Genomic DNA, 20,488 nt, shown 5'->3' on the forward strand with positions numbered 1-20,488 from the left:
CCATGAACAAGCCACTGCCCAATTCCATAGAGGCACGTGACGTCGCCTATCACCTGCATTCCTACACCGATGCCCGCAAGCACGAGGAGGCTGGCCCGCTTATCGTCGAGAAGGGCGAGGGCATCTATGTCGAGGACAATAACGGCAAGCGCTATATCGAGGGCATGGCTGGCCTGTGGAGCGTGGCGCTCGGTTTTGGCGAGCAGCGCCTGATCGATGCGGCAACGCGCCAGATGCAGAAGCTGCCCTATTATCACACCTTCACCCACAAGGGGCACGGACCCTCTGCCGAGCTGGCCGAAAAGCTCGTCAACATGGCTCCGGTGCCCATGTCCAAGGCCTATTTCACCAATTCCGGTTCCGAGGCCAACGACACGGCGATCAAGCTGATCTGGTACCGCTCCAATGCGCTCGGCCAGCCGGAGCGCAAGAAGATCATCTCGCGGGTAAAAGGCTATCATGGCGTCACGCTGGCTGCCGCCAGCCTTACGGGCCTTCCCAACAATCACCGCTCCTTCGATCTGCCCATCGAGGGCGTGCTGCACACGACCTGCCCGCATTACCGCACCATGAAGAAGGAGGGCGAGAGCGAGCAGGATTTCGCGAAGCGCTGTGCGGTCGACCTGGAAGAGCTGATCCTGAAGGAAGGCCCGGAAACCATCGCCGCCTTCTTCGCCGAACCCGTGATGGGTGCCGGCGGCGTGATAGTGCCGCCCGACGGCTATTGGGAAGCGGTGCAGCCGGTCCTGAAGAAATACGACATTCTCTTCGTGGCCGATGAGGTGATTTGCGGTTTCGGGCGCACAGGCAACATGTTCGGCACCGAAACCTACAAACTGCAGCCAGACATCATGACGCTGTCGAAGCAGCTTTCCTCGTCCTACATGCCGGTCTCCGCCCTTCTGGTGAACGAGAAGGTTTATGGCCCGGTAGCCGACGAGTCCCACAAGATCGGGGTCTGGGGCCACGGCTATACGGGCAGCGGCCATCCGGTCGGCGCAGCCGTGGCACTCGAAAACCTCAAGATCATCGAGGAGCGTGATCTGATCTCCCATGTGAGGGACATCAGCCCGCAATTCATGAAGCGCCTGAAGCAGCTTGGCGAGCAGGACATGGCCGTGGAAGCGCGCGGCATCGGCCTGATCGGAGCGGTGGAATTCGCCCATGAAAAGGCACCGGATGTCGGTGCCGTGGGCGGACGCATCAACCGCGCCATGCAGGAGCGTGGACTCATCTCGCGCAATATGGGTGACGCACTCGCCTTCTGCCCGCCGCTCATCATTTCCGAAGCCCAGGTCAACGAGATGTTCGACATCGCGGAAGCCGCGGTGGCTGACGTTGCCAAAGATCTTGGCTGAACAGCAGCACGACTGACTTTTGACCCGGCAGCCTGTCTGCCGGGTTCTTTTTTTACCCGGGAGGAAGCCATGAAGGATGCGATCGAGACGGATATCCTCGTCATTGGCGGCGGCATGGCCGGTATCGGCTTTGCGGCAGCCCTTGGTGAAGGGCGTAAGGTGCTTGTGCTCGAACAGGAGCGCGACCTTGCCTATCACTCGACGGGTCGTTCGGCAGCGATCTATATCCGCAACTACGGCAATGGCCCGATCCGCGCGCTCAACGAGGCGAGCGGGCCCATGTTCAAGGCTGAGAGCGAATACTTCCCGCATCCGCTGCTCACCCCGCGCGGCATTCTCTATATTGCTGACGGCGCACGCGCGCATGAGATCGGCAAGCTGGCGGCAACCTCCGTTGGCGTCGAGGAGATCTCGGCGGATGCGGCGATTGCCAAGGTGCCGCTTCTTTCGCCCTATTACGTGAAGGCTGCGGCATTCGAGGCAGATGCGCAGGACATCGATGTCCACGCGCTGCATCAGGGTTGGCTGAAAAAGGCGAAGGGGCAGGGCGCTTCGGTGCTAACCGGGCAGGAGGTTCTGCGGGCCGAACGAGCGAATGGTTCCTGGCAGGTCGAAACGATGGATCACCAGATCACCGCGAACCTTATCGTCAATGCAGCCGGTGCATGGGCGGACGAACTCGCGCGGCGGTGCAACGTCGCGCCTGTCGGCCTGCAGCCACTGCGTCGGTCCATGGCTGTTCTGCCCGTGCCGAATGGTTATGACGCGGCGCACTGGCCGCTGGTCGACGAGGTGACCGAAGATTTCTACTTCAAGCCCGATGGCGGACGGCTTTTCGTGTCGCCCTGCGATGAAGACCCCGTGGACCCGCATGATGCCTTTGCCGATGACATGGTGCTGGCAGAAGGTCTCCACCGCTTCGAGCAGGCGGTGAACATGGAAGTCACACGCGTCGAGCGGAGTTGGGCGGGCCTGCGCACCTTCGCGCCAGACCGCTCGCCCGTGGTCGGGTTCGACGGAGGGACGGAAGGCTTCTTCTGGCTTGCCGGTCAGGGTGGCTATGGCATCCAGACAGCGCCTGCCCTTTCGAAATTTGCAGCCGAACTTGCCGAAAATCGCACACCCGAGCTCCACCATCTGGTAGAGCCGCTTTCACCAACACGCTTCAACGAGGGAAATTGACCATGAGCGTAGAACGTCATCACAAGGGCCCGCGCATGAGCCAGATCGTCATTCATGGCGACACGGTCTATCTGGCCGGCCAGGTCGGCGAAGGCAAGACGGTGAAGGAGCAGACGGAAGACATGCTTGCCTCCGTCGACAAGCTGCTTGCCGAGGCCGGAACGTCGAAGTCCAAGATCCTTCAGGCGATCATCTGGCTTGCCGACATGAAGGACTTTGCCGAGATGAATGCGGTCTGGGATGCCTGGGTCGATCCGGACAACACGCCCGCACGGGCCTGCGGCGAAGCAAAGCTTGCAACGCCGGACTACAAGGTGGAAGTCATCATCACGGCCGCGAAGTAATGCCAAGCCAGTTGGCAGGGAAATTCGGTTTTCTTGCCAACTGGCATTCGATGCTCTATATTCCTCTGTACCGCACAGGAGGTGCAGATGGTCCTGCTACAGCCGATAGACACGAAAGCTGCCGAATTCGTTCCCGCCCCCATCACGGATGAGGAAGGGGCGGCGATGTTTCGTGCCGTGGTGAATCTCTTCGCCCGCTGGAAACTGACCGAGGAGCAGGCCGCCACGCTACTCGACATGACGCAGCGCAGCTATGCGCGCTGGAAGACTGATGGGCCGGGCCGCATGGACCGGGACATGAAGGCGCGGCTGTCCAACCTGATCGGCATTCACAAGGCATTGCGCATCATCTTTCGCGAGCCGCAACGCGCCTATGAGTGGGTGAGCCGCGCGAACGAGGCGTTTGGCGGACGTACCGCACTTGATGTCATGCTGGGCGGTGAGCTGACCGATCTCATGCGCGTGCGGCGTTATCTCGATGCCGAGCGGGGCGGCTGGTGACGCCGGAAGCCTCCGACATTCCCGAAAGCCAAATTGTCTGGAAAGGCGCGGTGCGCATCATCCGCAGCCTTTATCCGCCGATCGATCTGTTCGAGGATATCGCGGACCCCTCCGACTGGCCGCTTCTGATTTCGGCGGAGCAGAAGACCAATCCGCGCCTGATGGAGACCATCGGCAATCTCGATCTCGTGCCGCCTGACCGCCGTGTGTCCGGTCCCGGTGCGACATGGCTGATGGCGCCTTTCACCCATGTCAGCCCCGACCGCCCGAGCCGTTTCAGCGCAGGCCAGTTCGGCGTGCTTTATGTCGGCGACCGCTTTGAGGTCGCGCTGTTTGAAACCATCCACCACCATGCCCGCTTCATGGCGGCAACCAGGGAGCCTGCTGGCTGGACCTCGCAATTCCGCGAGATCGTGCTCGATGTGGATGCCATGCTGCATGATCTGCGCGGTGAAGAGGGTACGGCGTGTTTGCACGAAAGTGATTACGCTGCGCCTCAGAGGCTCGGCCTCGAACTCTACAAGTCAGGCTCGAACGGTGTCGTCTATCCAAGTGTGCGCTATCCGCAAGGCACCTGCGCCGGCCTGTTCTATCCCGATTGCGCGGCCAATCCCGTGCAGGGGCGTCATCTCGACTATCATTGGGACGGCAGCCGCGTGGACCTTGTGCGCGAGATTCGCGGCGATGGGCAGGAGGGGCAGGTCTTCCGCGTGGCAGACAGCGACTAGCCGCTCATCCGCTGCAGCCAGTTTCGCAGATCGCGCTCCGCACTTTCCAGACTTTCCGCATTGATCGCGCGCAAGCTGAGTGCACGGGTAAAGGCGCGCGTGCGCTTGTTGATCGGCAGGTCGTCCGGAGCCTCCTCGAGATCATCCACGCCGAGCTTGTCATAGAGCGAAAGCAGCCGGTTCTGCACCGTGCGCAGCGACATGTTCTGCCGCTTGGCGATCCATTTGTCCGGCAGACCGAGCGACATGTCGATCAGCACCGCATATTCACTGTCGGTGAGTGTGGCATGGGTGCGGGTCTGGCGTTGCTGCACGGAATGGATTTCGCGATCCACGACGATCTGGCTCTCCACCAGCACCGAACGCAGCGCCAGATGCAGCCGCTCGCGCGAGGCGGTTTTCAGCACGTAGCCATAGGATGTCTCGGCGGGCACGATGCGCGCGATCCCGCGCATATAGGCTTCGTCCGAATAATTCGACCAGAAGAGAATGCGCGTCGTGGGCCGCTCCGCCCAGATTGTGCGCGCGGCATCAATGCCGTTGCGCTCCTTCATTTGCAGGTCCATGACGATGGCTTCCACGCCATGCTCGCGCGCTTCCTCCTCGCCTACGCGCCCATTGAGCGCGTGCAATATCTCGTCCGCTTCGGGGATGGCTTGGGTGACTGCCTCGCGCAGATAGCTCAGATGGAACTTGTCGTCCTCTACGAGAAGGATCTTCATGCGTCTTGCCTTGCAGGGCGTGAGGAGGGAGCGCTCTTGGCGAGCACGACCTCCACCGAGGTGCCCGTGTCGGTGTGAATATTGAATGCCGCGTCGATGAGGCGGGCGCGCGTGCGCATATGTGAAAGGCCGCCCGCGGCCTTGATGTCCTCGAAGCGCGGCACCCCGTTATCGCGGATGGAGAGTTTCAACCCCTTGCCGTGGGGCGCGACCAGAACTTCGATCCGATCTCCTCCGGAATGCCTTGCGGCATTGTTGATGGCCTCTTGCGCAATGCGAAAAAGTGCGATGCGCGTAGTTGCATCCAGCCGGTCGATCAGCCCGTGGGTTTCGTCATGAACCGCGATTTCCACCTCGCCCTCGTCGCCAACCGCACGCTCCAGATGAATGCGCAATGCGTGAACGAAGCCGAACATCTGCAACAGGGTCGGCACGGCGGTGTCGATGATCTGGCGCAGATCCTGAATGCAGTCCTGCAAGCGGTTGGAGATCGCCGCGCGCTCCTGCACGGTCTCCGCCCGCTCCAGGTCGCGCATGATGCGGGTGAGATCGGCAAGTGTCTGGTCGTGAAGATCCATCCCGATGCGCTGGCGTTCCTGCTCCAGCGCGCGCGTGAGTTCGAGCGCCCCCTGGCGCAGACCTTCCTCGCGTGCCTGCGCTTCCGCACGGGTGATCGCCGCCTGTTTCGCCTGCTCGTTTGCGCGCAGCGAATAGAAATAGGGTGCCAGCACATCAGCCACATGGCGCATGCGCTCCACATCCGCCTCGCTGTAGTGGTCGGGCTTGTTGGATGAACAGTTGAGTGCGCCGATGGTGCGGCCGAGCACCTTCATCGCAACATTGATGCGGCTTCGAAGCTGGTGGCGCAGGATCGGCTCGGAGATTGCGCCGGGAAACATGTAGCGCGGGTCTTCCATTGCATTGCCGGTCAGCATGTAGTCCGTCTCGCCATAGAGTATCGAGCGCACCGGCGAGATGTGCACCGAGGTTCGCCGCAGGCTCCAGCGCGTGTGAAGGCCGACCTCGTAGCTCGTGTTCCACTGCACTTCATCATCGATCAGGCAGACATCCAGATGGTCGATCGGCAGCAGGTTCTCGATCTCCGCCTTTACCGCGCGCAGAGCCGATTTGATCTCCACCTGCCCGGCGAGATGGCTTGATATGCGCAGGAGCGAGAGAAGCGGGTTCGGCTCCTCCTCGCGCGCAAGCGCCTGTTCCTGTCCCATGTGACAAGCTCCTCCCGCTTATCCCGTTGTTTGCAGATTTTGGGGCAGCGTGCCCCAGGCGGCAAGCAAACTGTGGGATCAGGTCCGCATCTCAGTTGCGGGTTCCCGCAATCAAGCTGCGCTGCGTGCGCTTTACCACATAACAGCGGATGCCTAGGCTTCCTGTCAGCGCATGGGAGAAATGGATGCGCTGGAGCAAAGGCGCCTTGCGCCATGGGAGGAACTATGACCTTGAGGAACAAGCTCATGGGCGCGGCCGCGCTCGTGGCAATTTGTGTGCCTGCAATCGCGCAGGCCGATACATCCGACAAGCGCATCGCGCTTTCAAACAACTATGCCGGCAATTCCTGGCGTCAGGCCATGCTTGAGAGCTGGAAGAAGGTCGGCGACCAGGCCGTCTCCGATGGCGTGATCGCTGCCGCCGACGCATTCACCACGTCGGAAAACCAGGCGACCGAACAGGCCGCGCAGATCCAGAACATGATCCTGCAGGGCTATGACGCCATTGTCGTCAATGCCGCTTCGCCGACGGCGCTCAACGGTGCGGTCAAGGAAGCCTGTGACGCAGGCATCACCGTCGTTTCCTTCGATGGCATCGTAACCGAGCCCTGCGCATGGCGCATCGCGGTCGATTTCCAGGAAATGGGCCGTCAGCAGGTGGAATATCTTGCCGGTCGTCTACCGGAGGGCGGCAATCTTCTGGAGATCCGTGGCCTCGCCGGAGTTTTCGTCGATGACGAAATCCACGCCGGTATCGCAGCAGGCGTAGAAGAGTATGACAAGTTCGAGATCGTCGGCGCGGTGCATGGCGACTGGGCGCAGGATGTGGCGCAGAAGGCTGTTGCCGGTATCCTGCCAAGCCTTCCCGACATTCAAGGCGTGGTTACCCAGGGCGGTGACGGCTATGGCGCCGCACAGGCCATTGCGGCTGCCGGCCGTGACACGCCGATCATCGTCATGGGCAACCGCCAGGACGAGATGAAGTGGTGGGCCGAGCAGCGCGATGCCAATGGCTATGAGACGCTGTCGCTATCCATCGCGCCGGGTGTTTCCACGCTCGCTTTGTGGGTTGCACAGCAGGTTCTGGACGGTGCGGAAGTGCCCAAGGACTTGACCGTGCCATTCCTGAAGGTGACGCAGGACACGCTGGACGAAGCGCTCGAAACAACGCCTGAAGGCTCCGTGGCCAATGTCGAATACAGCCTTGAAGACGCCAAGGCCGTGATCGCCGACGCCAACTGAAAAGGGAGCACAGCTTGAAGCCGGATAGCCCAAGCGGCAGTCCGGCTCCTGCCCCACTGGTTTCCCTCTCCGACGTGCGCATGCAGTTTGGTGCGGTGCGCGCGCTGGATGGGGTGAGCCTGACCATCAGTCCCGGCGAATGTGTCGGGCTGATCGGGCATAACGGAGCCGGCAAGTCGACCGCAGTCAATGTCATCAATGGCGGCCTCACTCCGACCGGGGGCACCGTTGGATATCGCCTTGCCGATGGCAGCAGTGCCTCAGGCGCGGCAGGAGCAAGGGCAGCCGGCATCAGAAGCGTTTTCCAGGAGCTTTCGCTCTGCCCGAACCTGACGGTCGCGGAAAATCTGCGCATTCCCCAGCATGACCTGAAAGGCTGGGGCTGGCGCAGGCGGGCGACCAGGCGCATTGCACAGGCGCTCGACCAGATATTTCCCGGCCACCGCATCGAGCCGGGCATGGTGGTGGGCGATCTGACCCTCGCCGAGCGGCAGATGGTGGAGATCGCCACCGGTTTTGCCGAGGCAAGCGCGCCTGCAAAACTCGTCATTCTTGACGAGCCGACATCCTCGCTCGACGCCTCCATCGCCCGTCAGCTTCTCGACCATGTGCGCGGTTTCTGCGCCAGGGGTGGCGCGGTTATCTTCATTTCGCACATGCTTGGCGAGGTGTTCGAGGTCGCAACCCGCATCGACGTGATGAAGGATGGCCGCATCATTGATTCACGGCCCACATCAGGCTTTACCCAGCAAGGCCTCATCGACGCCATGGGCCATGTTGCTTCGCAGGAAGCCGTGACGGCTGTGCGCGAGAATGCGGAGGAGCGCATCGGCGAAGAAGTTCTGGCCACATCCGAGGGGCTGTCGGCCCGCAGCGGCGAGATCGTGGGGCTTGCAGGTCTTGCCGGTCACGGACAGGCGGAAGCGCTGTCGCGCTTCTTCATGTCGCGCTCTGGAACCATGCGCCAGGCCTCCAGGCCGGAAGTGGTTTTCGTGGCTGGCGACCGTGGCCGCGACGGCGTCATGCCGCTCTGGTCCATCCTGAAGAACCTGACGCTGACGCATCTGCCATCCCTTACGCAAAAGTCGCTGGTCGACAGTATCGCGGAAAAGACACTTGGCGCGGACTGGAAGGCGCGGATCGGCATTCGAACCGGTGACATGAACAATCCAATCCTTTCGCTTTCGGGCGGCAATCAGCAGAAAGTGCTCTTCGCCCGCGCGCTTGCCTCCACCGCACCCATCGTCGTCATGGACGACCCGATGCGCGGCGTGGATGTCGGTACCAAGCGCGAAGCCTATGAAATGATCCGCCGCGAGGCGGCCTCAGGCCGCACATTCCTGTGGTATTCGACCGAGACGGAAGAGGTCTGCCAGTGCGACCGGGTCTTCGTCTATCGCAATGGCGAGATCTCGGCCGAACTGACCGGCGACCAGATCAATGAGGAGAACATCCTCGCAGCCTCCTTCGAAATGCAGGAGCACGCTGCATGAACGGAAAATTCCGCATTCTTCTGCCCGTGATCTCGCTGGGCGTGCTTCTGGCTGCGGTGTTTTACCTGCAGCCGCGCGCCATGAGTTATTTCGGGCTCAATCTCCTGTTCAATCTGGCGGTGCCGATCGCACTGGCAACGATTGCGCAGATGATGATCATCATGGTCAACGACATCGATCTGTCGGTCGGCACATTCGTCAGCTTCGTGGCCTGTGTCACCGCCACATTCCTGAATGACTCACCGTTGATTGGTGTCCTCATCCTCGGTGCCTCGATCCTTACCTATGCAGCACTTGGTGCGCTGATCCATCTGCGCCAGTTGCCGGCCATTGTTGTCACGCTCGGCATGTCCTTCGTCTGGGGCGGACTTGCGGTGCTCATCCTGCCCTCGCCGGGCGGAGCCGCACCGGGCTGGATACGCACGCTCATGACGGTCAAACCGCCTCTCGTTCCCATGGCCATCGTTGCAAGTGTGTTGATTGCAGCACTTACGCATCTGCTCATCATGCGCTCGGCGACCGGCACGCTGCTGCGCGGCGTGGGTGGTAACACCAAGGCCGTCGCACGCTCGGGCTGGGAAATCGCCAAGCTGAAGGCGGGGGCATACGGGCTTGCCGGCTTCTTCGGCGTACTTTCGGGCGTTTGCCTCGTGGGACTGACAACCTCGGCAGACGCCAATATCGCGCTGCGCTATACGCTCTTGTCCATTGCAGGCGTCATTCTGGGCGGTGGTGAATTCACGGGTGGCCGCGTTTCGCCTGTGGGCGCGGTGCTTGGGGCACTGACCCTTGCCCTTGCAGGAAGCTTCCTTTCCTTCATGCGGCTGTCGCCGGACTGGCAGATCGGCGCGCAAGGCGCGATCCTGATCCTCGTTCTGGCGGTTCGGCTCATCTTTTCGCGCAAGGCAAGCGGACAGGGAGGCGCGGCATGAACACGCTTTCGCAAAGCCTCTCCACCACATGGCGCAGGCCCTGGTTCTGGGCCTATGTGGCAAGCATGGCTGCCTTTGCCGCAACCCTGCTGCTCACCGAAGGGCGGGGCGGGGGCGAGCTGCTTTCCGCGGCCTTCACCTTTGCGGCCTTCTCCGCGATTGTCGGTATCGGGCAGATGTTCATCATCACGCTCGGACCCGGCAATGTAGACCTGTCGATTCCCGCGACCATGACCCTTGCGGGAACGCTCTCTCTGAAATTCATGGGCGGGGACGCAAGCCTCATCCTGCCGGGGCTGGCGGTGGCGCTTGGCGTCGGTTTCGGTGCGGGCGTCTTCAACTATCTGCTGATCCGCCTATTGCGGATTCCGCCGATCATCGCGACGCTTTCGGCCTCCTTCATCTACCAGTCCATCGCGATCTGGTCGAACCGCGGTTTGCGCATCAAGCCGCCGCAGGCGCTTAGCGATTTCGCGACCGGGGCGACGCTCGGCATTCCCAATGTCGCGCTGGTGGGGATCGCGATTGCGGTTCTCGCCTGGTTCATTCTTGAACGCTCGCTCTATGGCCGCTGGATTTCGGCCATCGGCCAGAACATGCGAGCCGCGCGCCTGAGCGGAATACCGGTGCAGCTCATGTTCGCTTCCACTTTCATCGGCGCAGCCGTGTTGGCGGGGCTGACGGGCTATCTGCTCGCCAGCTTCTCCGGTGGGGCAGCACTGAACATGGGTGCGGAATATCTTCTGATCTCGATTGCGGTCGTCGTTATTGGCGGCTCCTCCATCGCGGGCGGCAATTCCAATGTGCCGGGCATCTGGGGCGGCGCGCTCCTGATGTTCCTGATCGTCTCCATGCTCAACTCCTACGGTCTGGGTGCGGGCGTCAGGCTCATCATGACAGGCGTCATCATCATCACCATCGTGGCCGCGGCGGCCGGAAAGGAGGGCTCGCGATGAGCCAGGCAAATCCGTATCAGATCATCGATCCGCGCTTTCGCCCGCTGATCCAGCCCAATGCGCATCTGCATCAGGTGGCTACCGGATTTGAGTGGACGGAAGGGCCGGTCTGGTTTGCCGACATGCAGGTGCTTCTGTTCTCCGACATTCCTGCCGAACGCATGATGCGGCTGACGCCAGACCGTCAGGTTTCAACCTTCCGCCAGCCGTCCAACTATTCCAACGGCAATACGCGCGACCGGCAGGGCCGGCTGGTTACCTGCGAGCATGGCAGCCGCTCGGTGATCCGCACCGAGATCGACGGCAGCCGCACGGTGCTGGCGGACAGTTTCGAGGGCAAGCGGCTGAATTCCCCCAATGATGTCGTCGTGCAATCGAATGGTGCGATCTGGTTCACCGATCCGACATACGGCATCCTGTCGGATTACGAAGGCTATGAGGCGAAGCCGGAGCAGGCGACCCACAATGTCTATCGCATCGATCCGCAAAGCGGGCATATGACCGCCGTCATCACGGATTTCGTCCAGCCAAACGGCCTAGCCTTCTCGGTGGATGAAAGCGTGCTCTATGTGGCCGAATCCGGTGCCAGCCACGATGACACAGTGCCAGCTGTCATCCGCGCCTTCAATGTCGGTGCGGACGGGACGGTCTCGGGCGGGCGCGTTTTTGCCGAAATCGACTGCGGCATTCCCGATGGAATGCGTGTCGACCATCTTGGCAATGTGTGGACCTCTGCGGGTGACGGCGTCCACTGTTTTGCGCCCGACGGGACACTTCTCGGCAAGATCCTCGTGCCGGAGGTTGTTGCCAATCTTTGCTTTGGCGGACCGAGGGGCAACCGCATGTTCATCACGGCCACGACCTCGGTCTATTCGGTCGGGCTCAATGTGCGCTCGGCGGTCCCGACCTAACCGCCTTCCTTGCCGCGCCGCCAATAGGCGGTGATCTGGTGGCGTTCGCGGGGAAGCTTCAGCGTGGTTTTGGCGAATTCGCGCAGGGCGGAAGCTGCCTTGTGCTCGCAGCCGACCCAGAGAAACGAGCCGTCGCGCAGGCCGGTGAGAATGCACTCACCGCGAACCGAATTCTCAAGCAGATCGGTCGTGCCTGCCTGCCGGTCATTGCGAGACAGCCAATGGATGCGGAAATTGCCGCGCGAGACGAGCTGCTGGCGCTCGCGGTCATTGGCGATCTCGAGGTAGACGGTGCCGGAAGCGTTTTCCGGCATCTCCTCAAGCATACGGGAAATTGCGGGAATGGCGGTCTCGTCACCGGCCAGGATGAAGCGATCACCAGCCGGAAGACCGCCGCCGCCCGGGCCCATCATGCCGACAATGTCGCCGGGCCGCGCGGAGGCCGCAAAGCCCGCGCCGGGCATCTCATCGCCTTCATGCAGGACGAAATCCACGTCGATCAGACCGGCTTCCACATCGATGCGGCGGATCGTGTAGACGCGCAGAAGCGGGCGCTCGCCTTCGGGCCATGCCTGACGCCCGTCACTTCCCATGACGGGCCATACGGGTGTGACCCCAGGGCGCGGAGAGAAGAGCAGCCGGATGTGGTGGCCGCCGACCGCGAAACGGGCAAGATCTTTGCCCCGCAATGTGATGCGGCGCATTTTCGGGCTGATCTGGCGCGTGGCATGCACCACCATCTCGCGAAAATAGGGCAGGGGACTGCCCGCCGCGATGCCACCGAACCAGCGAATTGCAGGACATTCGCCGGCGGTGAATTCCTGCAGATGCTCCGCCACGCTCCATTGCAGGAAGGACAGCGAGGTCGCGTCTTCCGCTTCAACCGTAAAGGCGAGGCCATCGGGCTCAAGCCGCGCTTCGGCAATGCCCAGCTCCAGCATCACCCGCCAGCAGCCTTCATTGCCAGAGACAACGCCGTGCTCGCCCATATGCTCGCGCAGGCGGGCGAGAAGCCCTTGTGGGTCATCGAGCGTGATGCGTGTCTCGGCCTTGAAACCTGTCATGGCATTCACGGGCTTTCTCCGGCGGTGGTGATGATGACCAGAAGCGGGATTGCGATTATGGCCACGCTGCCAGCAAGCGCGAAGAAGACGCCATAACCGAAATGGGCAGACAGGAAGCCGGAGGCGAGACCGCCTGCCATGCTGAGCGCTGCATCCGTGGACTGGAACAGCGTGAAGTCCACACCGCCCTGGCGCGGATCGGACCAGGCCATGAATTGCGCATAGAGCGCTACGAAGCCGAAGGCCATGATCGCGGAACCCGAAAGCATGGCAACGCCTGCAAGCGCCCATGTCGGGAATGTGCCGACGAGATCGAAGGCGGCGAAGAAAAAGAGGGCGGCCGCCTGCATCACCAAAGCGATGAGCATGACGGGGCGGGCGCCCCAAAGACGTACCAATGCGCCACCGGCGAGAGCGGCAGCACTGCCGATGACAAGACTGCTGACACCGTTGATGATGCCGATGGTCGAGATGGAAAGTCCTGCATCGACAAGGAACGGACCGAGCAACAGCATGCCGCCCTTCTGGGCGATGACGAATATGGCGGCGACCAGTAGGCCACGTCGCATTTCAGGTCGGGCGAGGGCGAATTTCAGCGATGGCGTGTGGCTGCGTTCTGCTGCGGGGAAGGAAAGGCGGGTGACGAAGGGCAGACCGAGAGCCACGATAAGTGCGACCATCAGCCAGACACCCAATTGCCAGCCGAGCCCCGACACGAAGACAAGGAAAAGACCGCCGCCGATGGCCGAACCAAGATAGGCTCCGCCCACCTGTGCGGCATTGCCCCAGCCATGCTGCGCACGCGGCAGGGTTTCGACCGCATAGCCGTCCGTCGCGATGTCGACGGTTGCGGCCGCGCAGGCGATCACCGTCAGGATGGCGAGGATCGGGGGCAGGTTTTGAAGGCCAAGCAGGCCAACGAGTGCCAAGCCGATGGCAGAAACGCCGCCGCCGATCAGCACCACGCGTCGCGAGCGGTTGCGACCGCTTGGCGGCAGGCGATAGCGGTCGATGGCGGGGGCCCAGAGAAATTTCAGCGCCCAGGGCAGCGCAATCAGCGAGAGGAGGCCGAGCTGGTCCAGCGGCAGCCCACGCTCGCGCATGACGGCGGGCAGGCCGGTCCAGGTGATACCGCCCACCACGCTTTGAGCCACATAGAGCCCGCCAATGGCGAGCACTATGAGTGGTGTGGAAGGCGTGCCTTCTTTCGACCGATGCATGTTCAGAACCTGTAACGCAGGCTGCCGAAGATGGAGCGGCCTTCATCGACATAGCAATTGCCCGCCGTGCAGGTGGTCTTGCGCGTATCAAGCAGGTTCTTGGCATTCACCTGAAGGCTCACGCCGTCCCAATCCGGGTTCTGCGCCCCGAAATCATAGGAGAGCGAGGCGTCGAGGAAGGCGCGGTCCTCGTTCTTGATGGTGTTCTGATCGTCACCGAAGCTCTCGCCCACATAGCGCACCCCTGCACCCAGGCCGAGACCGGCAAGCGCACCTTCGGAGAAGGTGTAGTGTGCCCAGAGGGAGGCCATGTGGTTGGGGGTGTTGGACAACTCGTTGCCGACGGTACCGGCCAGACCCTTTTCGATCTCCATGCGCATATAGGTGTAGGAAGCCAGAAGCCTGAAGCCATTGCCGAGCGAAGCCTGCGCTTCCAGTTCCAATCCGCGCGAGTTGAAGTCCAGCTGGCGCTGACGCTGATTGCCTGCATCGTCAAAGGTGCCGTCATAGATCACGCCATCCGTTTGATCGATATTGAAGAAGGCGGCGCTGACCACCGCGTTGTAGCCGGGGATTTCGTATTTCACGCCCGCCTCGATCTGGCGCGCGGTGGTCGGTTTGGCGACCGAGCGGCTGTTGGTCGCATAGTCATAGACAAAGCCGAGATTGGGCGAGAACGAGGTGGAATAATTCGCATAGGGGATGAGCCCCCACTCGGTGCGATAGGAAACACCGATGCGGCCTGAAAAGGCACTGTCGGTCTGTTCCTGTTCGACATAACTCGCCGACAGGCTGTCGGATTTTACCCAGTCATGACGACCGCTGGCGGAAAGCGTCCAGTTGTTCCACTCCATCTGGTCGTGGAGATAGACACCCGCCTGATGCTGCTCCTGGCTTCCCGAGAATGCGAAGGGCAAGGCTTCAACATCGGGGATGCCGACATATGAGATACGGTTGGCTGCCGAGTAGTCCGACCAGCTGTAATCGATGCCCGCGACGGCGGTGTGCTCGATCTCGCCCGTCGCGAAGTCGAACTGCGCCATGTTGTCGACAACAAAGTTCTTTGCCTGCTCCTGATAGTGACCCCAGTAGCGATAGAGCGGCGGTGCGTATCCATCCGGCGCGACGGAGTATAGCCCGCTATATTTCAGATCAGCGTCGACCGCATGGAAACGCAGGTTCTGGCGCAGGGTCACACTGTCGTTGAGATTGTGCTCGAACTCGTAGCCGATGCGCCCCTGCTTCAGGGTGAAGTCGTTCCAGTCCGGATCGCCGTTATAGATCTCGGAAGACTGGCCATAGGCGGAATTGTAGTTCCACGCCGTGGCACCCGTCACCGCCTGGGAAAGCTCGCCCAGAATGGTCAGCTTCGTGTCCGCGTCCGGCTGGATGGTAAAGGCAGGTGCGATGTAGAACTTGTCGTCGGAATAACCGGGCAGATGCGTGTTTGCCACGCGGCCAAGGCCGGTCAGGCGGAAGAGCAGGGTGCCGGCATCATTGGCAGGGCCCGACATGTCGACACCGACCTGCGCGCGGTCGTTCGAGCCGGCGGAAATCTCCACTTCGCGGAAGAAGTCGTCCTTCGGGCGCTTGGTGATGATATTGACGATGCCGCCCGGGCCGCTGACGCCATAAAGCGAGGAAGCCGGGCCCTTCAACACCGTCACGCCTTCTATGCCATATGGTTCGGTGCGCAGCCATGCAGAGGGGCCGCTATATTGGCGCAACCCGTCGCGGAAGGTGCCGGTCGAATAGGCAGGGAAACCGCGCAGCGTGAAGGCGTCATAGCGGCTGTCAAAGCCGAACTGGTTGGGATTTGCGCTCGCCGTGTAGCCCAGCGTCTCGTTGAGCGTGCGCGGCTTCTGATCCTCGATCTGGTCCTGCGTGATGACCGAGATGGACTGCGGGATCTGAACAATGGGCGTATCGGTCTTGGTGCCGGTGCGGCTCTCCTGAGCGATATATCCGTCCTGAAGCAGGATGTCGTCGCTTTCCGCTTCGACGGTCAGGCGATCGAGCGTGGTGGCTTCCTGTGCAGCTGCAGCAGATGCAGACAGGACAAGACCGGATGCAACGGCAAGTGCAATATGACTGATGGATTGGCTGGACTTCAGACGCATGGCGGCCCCCTGGATATTACGGGAGGTGGCTGGTCTCGAAGACGGGCTTCCTCGGTTGCCGTCCTGCTATTTTAATATGACTATATGAGTCAAGAATAAAATGTGTCCTGAATGACACGTTTTGGACTGGAAAACTCCACAAATGAAAAAGTTTGGGACTCGACAGGTTATGCAACCTATATAATATTGCTTAAACGCTTAACCTCCCCTGAGGATCTTTCCCGATGGCATCGCGGCCCAACCTCTCCGACATTGCTAGACAACTAGGGGTTTCAGTAGCGACCGTTTCCAATGCTCTTTCGGGCAAGGGACGTGTCTCGCGCGAACTGGGCGATGCGATCCGCCGGAAGGCGGAAGAGCTGGGCTATATTCCCAGTGTTGCGGGGCGTGCGCTCAGCACGGGGCGCAGCAATGTTCTGGGTCTCGTCCTTGCCGACATCAACCAGCCGCTCTTTCCCCAATTCGCGCTGAATATCGAGGAGGCGGCCGGCGAGCTGGGCTATGGCGTGCTGATCGGCAACAGCCGCGGCGACCCGCAGGAGCAGGAGCGCGCGATACGTCGTCTGATCGAGCGCGGTGCCGACGGCATCGTCGTCGTGCCACGCTACGACACCCGCGTGACCGGCCATCGTTGGCCCATTGCGGTGATAGATTCCCCTTCTTCGCCCGACAACACCGTCTCTGCCGATCATTTCAACGGTGGCGTGGCCATCGGCCGGCATCTGCGTGATCTAGGCCATGAGAACGTGGTGATCGTCGGCCTCTATTCCGGATCGAATGTGCAAAAAGATCGTGTGGCGGGCATCAAGGCCGCTTTCGACGATCGCGACTTGCCGATCGTCTGGATCCAGGAACTTGAACGCGAGCGCGGCCAGAATTGCCCGCTTGGACTTGTCGATTTCGTCAAGGATGGCGCTACCGCCTTTGCCTGCGTTTCCGATCTCCACGCCTTGCGCGCGGTGACCGAGTTGCAGCAGGCGGGTATTGCCGTGCCCGGCGATGTCAGCGTCACCGGCTTCGATGATCTGGGTTGGGCGGGTGTCGTCGCACCGGCCATCACCACCATGCGCATGGACATGAAGCGCATCGCGCATCTGGCCATCAGACACATCCTGCACCAGCTTGATGCCAACAAGCATGAGGCGCCCGAAGAGCTTGCCGAGCTTTCCGGTGGCGTGCCCATGGAACTCATTATCCGCCAGTCCAGTGGTCCAGCGCCACGGGCAAGAAGCAACACGGATCTGGCGGCGGTCCACGCCAGGTCTGAATGATCGACAACCACAAGGGCCCCGCTTGGAACACCTCCCAGAGAAGGAAAACACTGCAATGTTGAAGACATTTCTCGCCTCCACCGTCGCATTGGCGGCGCTGACAGGCGCAGCCACCGCGCAGGACAAGAAGCTTGTCATCTCCGTCTATGGTTTTGCCCAGGACGAGTTCAAGGAGATCGTCTACGACCCGTTCGAAGCTCAGTGCGGCTGCGAACTCGTTGTCGAGACCGGAAATTCGGTCGAGCGTCTGGCCAAGCTCGAGGCACGCAAGGACGATCCCGAAATCGACATGGCCGTCATGTCCACCCATGACGCACTTGCCGCTGCACGTGCCGAGATCACGCAGAAGATCGATGTGAGCCGCCTGTCCAACTATGACAAGCTCTATGACATCGCCAAGGATCCGGTCGGCGACAATATGGGCGTTGGCTACACCTTCTATGCCACCTCCATTGCCTATCGCGCCGATGAAGTGACGATCGAAAGCTGGGAAGACCTTTTCCAGGACAAGCTGAAGGGACGCGTTGCCTTCCCGAATGTCACCACCAACCAGGGTCCGCCCGCGCTCTACATGCTCGGTCAGGCTATGGGTGATGATGCTGCCAGCCTCGAAGCCCCGATCAACAAGGTTGCCGAGAACAAGGACGACATCGTCACCTTCTATGTGCGCTCATCACAGGTCGCGCAGCTCATGCAGCAGGAAGAAATCCTGGCCGCACCGATTGGCCGCTTTGCCTGGGGCGCCTATTCGAAGATGGGTCTCGACATGGCCTGGGCCACACCGAAGGAAGGCCAGACCGGCGGCATGAATGTCATGGTTCTGACCAAGGGTGCGAAGAACGAAGACCTCGCCTACGACTTCATGGATTTCTGGCTCTCCACCGAGATCCAGACCAAGCTTGCCGAAGCACTGGTCGACAGCCCCGCCAATGCGGAAGTGGAAGTTGCAGACGAGATCGCCGAGAACCTTACCTATGGTGCGGAGACGGTGAAGAACCTCAAGCTTCTGCCGCCGGATGTAATTCTCGACAATCGCGACCAGTGGCTTGACCTCTGGAACGAAAAGGTCGGCCAGTAAGCCGATACAATCACGGGGGCCGCGAAGCGCGGCCCCCGCATTTCAAGCAAGGTTTTCGACCTCATGTTTCAAAACCGGATGGAAGCGCTGGCGCTGGCTCTGCCTGCAGCCCTGTTCGCAGCCTTCGTCTTTCTCGTGCCAGTCTTCATCCTCCTGTCGGAAGGTTTTCGCGCGGAAGGTGCATGGACGCTGGCTCCCTATGTGGATTTCTTTGACAGCGAGCTTAATCGCACGGTCTTCTGGCGCACATTGAAGCTTGGTGCCATCGTGACCGCGGTTTCGGCCGTGATCGGCTATGCGACTGCCTGGTCGATCGTCACGCTGCCGCCCACCGCGCGCGGACGCATGATCGGCCTCGTCGTCATGCCTCTGATGATTTCGCCCGTTGCGCGTACCTATGCGTGGATCGTCATCCTGGGCCGCACCGGCTTCGTCAACCAGACGCTTGTGGGTCTTGGCATTGCCGACAGTCCCATCCGGTTTCTCTTCACCGAAACGGCCGTCTTCATCGGCCTGTTGCAGCTTTTCCTGCCGCTGATGATCCTGTCGCTCATCTCCGCGCTCGAGAACATGCCGAAGGACGCCGTGCCGGCAGCCCGCGTGCTTGGGGCCAACTGGCTGCAGGTCTTTTTCAAGGTCATCCTGCCTTTGACCAAGGAAGGGCTCGTCATCGGTGGCACGCTGGTCTTCACCGGTTCGCTGACGGCCTATATTACGCCGGCCATTCTCGGCGGCTCCAAGGTCTTGATGCTGGAGACCCTGCTCTACCAGCGTGTGACGGTCGCCAATGACTTCGCATCGGCCTCCATCATCGCCATGATCCTGATGGTCATGAGCTTCTCCGCCAATCTGCTGCTGAAGCGGCTTGCAACCGCGAGGAACAAGCGATGAGCTCGCGCCTCTTTTCCTATGCAACGCTGAGCGTTGTTCTCCTCTTCCTGCTCGGGCCCTTCGTCATCATCGTGGCGGCGGCATTGTCGGCGGGCGAGACACTCGCCTTCCCGCCACAGGGGCTGTCGCTCAAATGGGTGATCAAGGTCTTCGAGGTGGAAAGCTTCCGCGCGAGCTTTGCGCTTTCCATGTTCCTGGCGATCTTCGGCACGCTTGCAGCGTTGGTGCTTGGTGTTCCGGTGGCCTATGCGGCCTCGCGCTACAAGCTGCCCTTCGGCGAAACGATCCGTACCATCGTTTCCGCACCGATCATTGTCCCCGGCATCATCGTGGGCCTGGCGCTGTTGCGCTATCTCGTGCTGCCGCTTGACGTGAGCGTGGGTTTGGCGCTCTTCATTGCCCACACCGCACTCATCCTGCCCTATGCGGTGCGCGTGGTGTCGGCCTCGCTCGACAATCTGCGCTCCGACATCGAGGAGGCAGCAGTACTTCTGGGCTCCTCGCGGATTGCCACCTTCTTCCGCATCGTTCTGCCGAACATCCAGAACGGCATTCTTGCCGCCTTCATTCTGGGTTTCGTCACCAGCTTCAACCAGGTGCCGGTCTCGCTGTTCCTGTCGGGTCCGGGCGTGCGCACGCTGCCGATCGACATGATCTGGTACATGGAGATCACCTACGATCCTTCCGTTGCCGCACTCGCAGCGCTGCTTGCCTTCCTGTCCATTTCCATCGTGTTCCTTGCCGAACGTTTCCTCGGATTCTCCCGCTATGTCTGATGCAAATTACCTCGAACTCAGCGACCTCATTCTTGCCTATGGCAAGACGGTGGCCGTCGACCGGCTGAACCTGACGATCCGGCGCGGCGAGCTGATCGCGTTGCTTGGCCCGTCGGGCTGCGGCAAGACGACGACCATGCGCGCAATCACCGGGCTTCTGCGGCCTGCAGGCGGCAAGATCACGCTCGATGGTCGCGACATCACCTATCTGCCGGCCAACAAGCGCCAGCTTGGTCTCGTCTTTCAGTCCTATGCGCTGTTCCCGCACCTCAATGTGTGGGAGAATGTGGCCTTCGGGCTCAAGCTGAAAAAGCTTTCTTCGAGCGAGATCGAGAAGAAGGTGAAGGCAGGACTTTCCATGGTCGGTCTCGACCAGTTCCATACGCGCAAACCGGCCGAACTTTCGGGCGGCCAGCAGCAACGCGTGGCGCTTGCCCGCTCGCTTGTCATGGAACCGAAGGTGCTGCTGCTCG

At 61.3% G+C, this 20,488-nt stretch carries 20 protein-coding genes; 15 read left to right on the forward strand and 5 right to left on the reverse strand.

Annotation, left to right across the window (positions count from 1 at the left end):
- Nucleotides 1-2 precede the first annotated feature (2 nt).
- The 5 genes from EL18_RS17005 (at nucleotide 3) to EL18_RS17025 (ending at nucleotide 4,113) form a co-directional block, all read left to right on the forward strand.
- Nucleotides 3-1,358: an aspartate aminotransferase family protein gene (locus EL18_RS17005; protein WP_036487003.1), complete on the forward strand. Its 1,356-nt coding sequence runs from the start codon at nucleotides 3-5 to the stop codon at nucleotides 1,356-1,358.
- 69 nt (nucleotides 1,359-1,427) lie between these two features.
- Nucleotides 1,428-2,540 (forward strand): NAD(P)/FAD-dependent oxidoreductase, encoded by a 1,113-nt coding sequence (locus EL18_RS17010; RefSeq protein ID WP_036487005.1) that lies wholly within the window; start codon nucleotides 1,428-1,430, stop codon nucleotides 2,538-2,540.
- A gap of 2 nt (nucleotides 2,541-2,542) precedes the next feature.
- A complete protein-coding gene (locus EL18_RS17015; protein WP_036487007.1) occupies nucleotides 2,543-2,884 on the forward strand; it encodes a RidA family protein in 342 nt (113 codons plus the stop codon).
- 87 nt (nucleotides 2,885-2,971) lie between these two features.
- A complete protein-coding gene (locus EL18_RS17020) occupies nucleotides 2,972-3,385 on the forward strand; it encodes an MbcA/ParS/Xre antitoxin family protein (RefSeq protein ID WP_036487009.1) in 414 nt (137 codons plus the stop codon).
- A complete protein-coding gene (locus tag EL18_RS17025) occupies nucleotides 3,382-4,113 on the forward strand; it encodes an RES family NAD+ phosphorylase (protein WP_244444638.1) in 732 nt (243 codons plus the stop codon). The genes EL18_RS17020 and EL18_RS17025 overlap by 4 nt, the downstream gene beginning before the upstream one ends.
- Here the strand turns inward: EL18_RS17025 and EL18_RS17030 are convergent.
- Entirely contained in the window at nucleotides 4,110-4,835 is a 726-nt protein-coding gene (locus EL18_RS17030) for a response regulator transcription factor (RefSeq protein WP_036487020.1), read from the reverse strand. The two genes, EL18_RS17025 and EL18_RS17030, sit on opposite strands and share 4 nt — an antisense overlap.
- Nucleotides 4,832-6,061 carry a GAF domain-containing sensor histidine kinase gene (locus tag EL18_RS17035; protein WP_036487022.1) on the reverse strand — a complete coding sequence of 410 codons (1,230 nt, stop codon included), beginning with the start codon at nucleotides 6,059-6,061 and terminating at the stop codon, nucleotides 4,832-4,834. The genes EL18_RS17030 and EL18_RS17035 overlap by 4 nt, the downstream gene beginning before the upstream one ends.
- 225 nt (nucleotides 6,062-6,286) lie before the next feature.
- Between EL18_RS17035 and EL18_RS17040 the strand changes: the two genes are divergently transcribed.
- The 5 genes from EL18_RS17040 to EL18_RS17060 all read left to right on the forward strand — a co-directional run bounded on the left by EL18_RS17040 (nucleotide 6,287) and on the right by EL18_RS17060 (nucleotide 11,595).
- Nucleotides 6,287-7,303, forward strand: a complete 1,017-nt coding sequence (locus EL18_RS17040; protein ID WP_036487024.1) for an ABC transporter substrate-binding protein — start codon at nucleotides 6,287-6,289, stop codon at nucleotides 7,301-7,303.
- A gap of 80 nt (nucleotides 7,304-7,383) precedes the next feature.
- Nucleotides 7,384-8,796 carry an ATP-binding cassette domain-containing protein gene (locus EL18_RS17045; protein ID WP_051914459.1) on the forward strand — a complete coding sequence of 471 codons (1,413 nt, stop codon included), beginning with the start codon at nucleotides 7,384-7,386 and terminating at the stop codon, nucleotides 8,794-8,796.
- Complete coding sequence (locus tag EL18_RS17050) at nucleotides 8,793-9,728, forward strand: ABC transporter permease (RefSeq protein ID WP_036487026.1); 936 nt, start codon at nucleotides 8,793-8,795, stop codon at nucleotides 9,726-9,728. The genes EL18_RS17045 and EL18_RS17050 overlap by 4 nt, the downstream gene beginning before the upstream one ends.
- Complete coding sequence (locus EL18_RS17055; RefSeq protein WP_036487028.1) at nucleotides 9,725-10,684, forward strand: ABC transporter permease; 960 nt, start codon at nucleotides 9,725-9,727, stop codon at nucleotides 10,682-10,684. Before EL18_RS17050 ends, EL18_RS17055 begins: the two co-directional genes overlap by 4 nt.
- Nucleotides 10,681-11,595, forward strand: coding sequence for an SMP-30/gluconolactonase/LRE family protein (locus EL18_RS17060; protein ID WP_036487030.1), 915 nt, complete (start codon nucleotides 10,681-10,683; stop codon nucleotides 11,593-11,595). Before EL18_RS17055 ends, EL18_RS17060 begins: the two co-directional genes overlap by 4 nt.
- Here EL18_RS17060 and EL18_RS17065 read toward each other — a convergent pair.
- From EL18_RS17065 to EL18_RS17075, 3 genes are read right to left on the reverse strand one after another with little or no spacing between them, the layout of a single operon-like run.
- Nucleotides 11,592-12,659, reverse strand: coding sequence for a siderophore-interacting protein (locus tag EL18_RS17065; protein ID WP_036487155.1), 1,068 nt, complete (start codon nucleotides 12,657-12,659; stop codon nucleotides 11,592-11,594). The two genes, EL18_RS17060 and EL18_RS17065, sit on opposite strands and share 4 nt — an antisense overlap.
- A 5-nt stretch (nucleotides 12,660-12,664) precedes the next feature.
- Nucleotides 12,665-13,879 (reverse strand): MFS transporter, encoded by a 1,215-nt coding sequence (locus EL18_RS17070; protein WP_036487032.1) that lies wholly within the window; start codon nucleotides 13,877-13,879, stop codon nucleotides 12,665-12,667.
- 2 nt (nucleotides 13,880-13,881) lie between these two features.
- The gene (locus EL18_RS17075) at nucleotides 13,882-15,999 is read right to left on the reverse strand and encodes a TonB-dependent siderophore receptor (protein WP_036487034.1); all 2,118 of its coding nucleotides are present in this window, start codon (nucleotides 15,997-15,999) and stop codon (nucleotides 13,882-13,884) included.
- A 224-nt stretch (nucleotides 16,000-16,223) separates the two neighbouring features.
- Here EL18_RS17075 and EL18_RS17080 point away from each other — a divergent pair, with 224 nt between their 5' ends.
- From EL18_RS17080 to EL18_RS17100, 5 genes are all read left to right on the forward strand, one after another.
- Nucleotides 16,224-17,270 (forward strand): LacI family DNA-binding transcriptional regulator, encoded by a 1,047-nt coding sequence (locus tag EL18_RS17080; RefSeq protein WP_036487036.1) that lies wholly within the window; start codon nucleotides 16,224-16,226, stop codon nucleotides 17,268-17,270.
- Between the two features lie 55 nt (nucleotides 17,271-17,325).
- Entirely contained in the window at nucleotides 17,326-18,348 is a 1,023-nt protein-coding gene (locus tag EL18_RS17085; RefSeq protein WP_152553083.1) for an ABC transporter substrate-binding protein, read from the forward strand.
- Nucleotides 18,349-18,411: 63 nt separating this feature from the next.
- Entirely contained in the window at nucleotides 18,412-19,239 is an 828-nt protein-coding gene (locus tag EL18_RS17090; RefSeq protein ID WP_036487045.1) for an ABC transporter permease, read from the forward strand.
- Nucleotides 19,236-20,015: an ABC transporter permease gene (locus EL18_RS17095; protein WP_036487047.1), complete on the forward strand. Its 780-nt coding sequence runs from the start codon at nucleotides 19,236-19,238 to the stop codon at nucleotides 20,013-20,015. Before EL18_RS17090 ends, EL18_RS17095 begins: the two co-directional genes overlap by 4 nt.
- The coding region (locus EL18_RS17100) for an ABC transporter ATP-binding protein (RefSeq protein ID WP_036487049.1) at nucleotides 20,008-20,488 on the forward strand (481 nt) is incomplete at its 3' end. The genes EL18_RS17095 and EL18_RS17100, both read left to right, overlap by 8 nt.

Source organism: Nitratireductor basaltis (assembly GCF_000733725.1).
In the GTDB taxonomy this organism is placed as follows: Bacteria; Pseudomonadota; Alphaproteobacteria; order Rhizobiales; family Rhizobiaceae; genus Chelativorans; species Chelativorans basaltis.

Coding starts and splice junctions, on each gene's coding strand:
- EL18_RS17020 (WP_036487009.1), top strand. CDS start 2,972: ATGGTCCTGCTACAGCCGATAGACACGAAAGCTGCCGAATTCGTTCCC.
- EL18_RS17015 (WP_036487007.1), top strand. CDS start 2,543: ATGAGCGTAGAACGTCATCACAAGGGCCCGCGCATGAGCCAGATCGTC.
- EL18_RS17050 (WP_036487026.1), top strand. CDS start 8,793: ATGAACGGAAAATTCCGCATTCTTCTGCCCGTGATCTCGCTGGGCGTG.
- EL18_RS17070 (WP_036487032.1), bottom strand. CDS start 13,879: ATGCATCGGTCGAAAGAAGGCACGCCTTCCACACCACTCATAGTGCTC.
- EL18_RS17010 (WP_036487005.1), top strand. CDS start 1,428: ATGAAGGATGCGATCGAGACGGATATCCTCGTCATTGGCGGCGGCATG.
- EL18_RS17075 (WP_036487034.1), bottom strand. CDS start 15,999: ATGCGTCTGAAGTCCAGCCAATCCATCAGTCATATTGCACTTGCCGTT.
- EL18_RS17040 (WP_036487024.1), top strand. CDS start 6,287: ATGACCTTGAGGAACAAGCTCATGGGCGCGGCCGCGCTCGTGGCAATT.
- EL18_RS17090 (WP_036487045.1), top strand. CDS start 18,412: ATGTTTCAAAACCGGATGGAAGCGCTGGCGCTGGCTCTGCCTGCAGCC.
- EL18_RS17045 (WP_051914459.1), top strand. CDS start 7,384: ATGCAGTTTGGTGCGGTGCGCGCGCTGGATGGGGTGAGCCTGACCATC.
- EL18_RS17055 (WP_036487028.1), top strand. CDS start 9,725: ATGAACACGCTTTCGCAAAGCCTCTCCACCACATGGCGCAGGCCCTGG.
- EL18_RS17005 (WP_036487003.1), top strand. CDS start 3: ATGAACAAGCCACTGCCCAATTCCATAGAGGCACGTGACGTCGCCTAT.
- EL18_RS17065 (WP_036487155.1), bottom strand. CDS start 12,659: ATGACAGGTTTCAAGGCCGAGACACGCATCACGCTCGATGACCCACAA.
- EL18_RS17060 (WP_036487030.1), top strand. CDS start 10,681: ATGAGCCAGGCAAATCCGTATCAGATCATCGATCCGCGCTTTCGCCCG.
- EL18_RS17085 (WP_152553083.1), top strand. CDS start 17,326: ATGTTGAAGACATTTCTCGCCTCCACCGTCGCATTGGCGGCGCTGACA.
- EL18_RS17080 (WP_036487036.1), top strand. CDS start 16,224: ATGGCATCGCGGCCCAACCTCTCCGACATTGCTAGACAACTAGGGGTT.
- EL18_RS17035 (WP_036487022.1), bottom strand. CDS start 6,061: ATGGGACAGGAACAGGCGCTTGCGCGCGAGGAGGAGCCGAACCCGCTT.
- EL18_RS17030 (WP_036487020.1), bottom strand. CDS start 4,835: ATGAAGATCCTTCTCGTAGAGGACGACAAGTTCCATCTGAGCTATCTG.
- EL18_RS17095 (WP_036487047.1), top strand. CDS start 19,236: ATGAGCTCGCGCCTCTTTTCCTATGCAACGCTGAGCGTTGTTCTCCTC.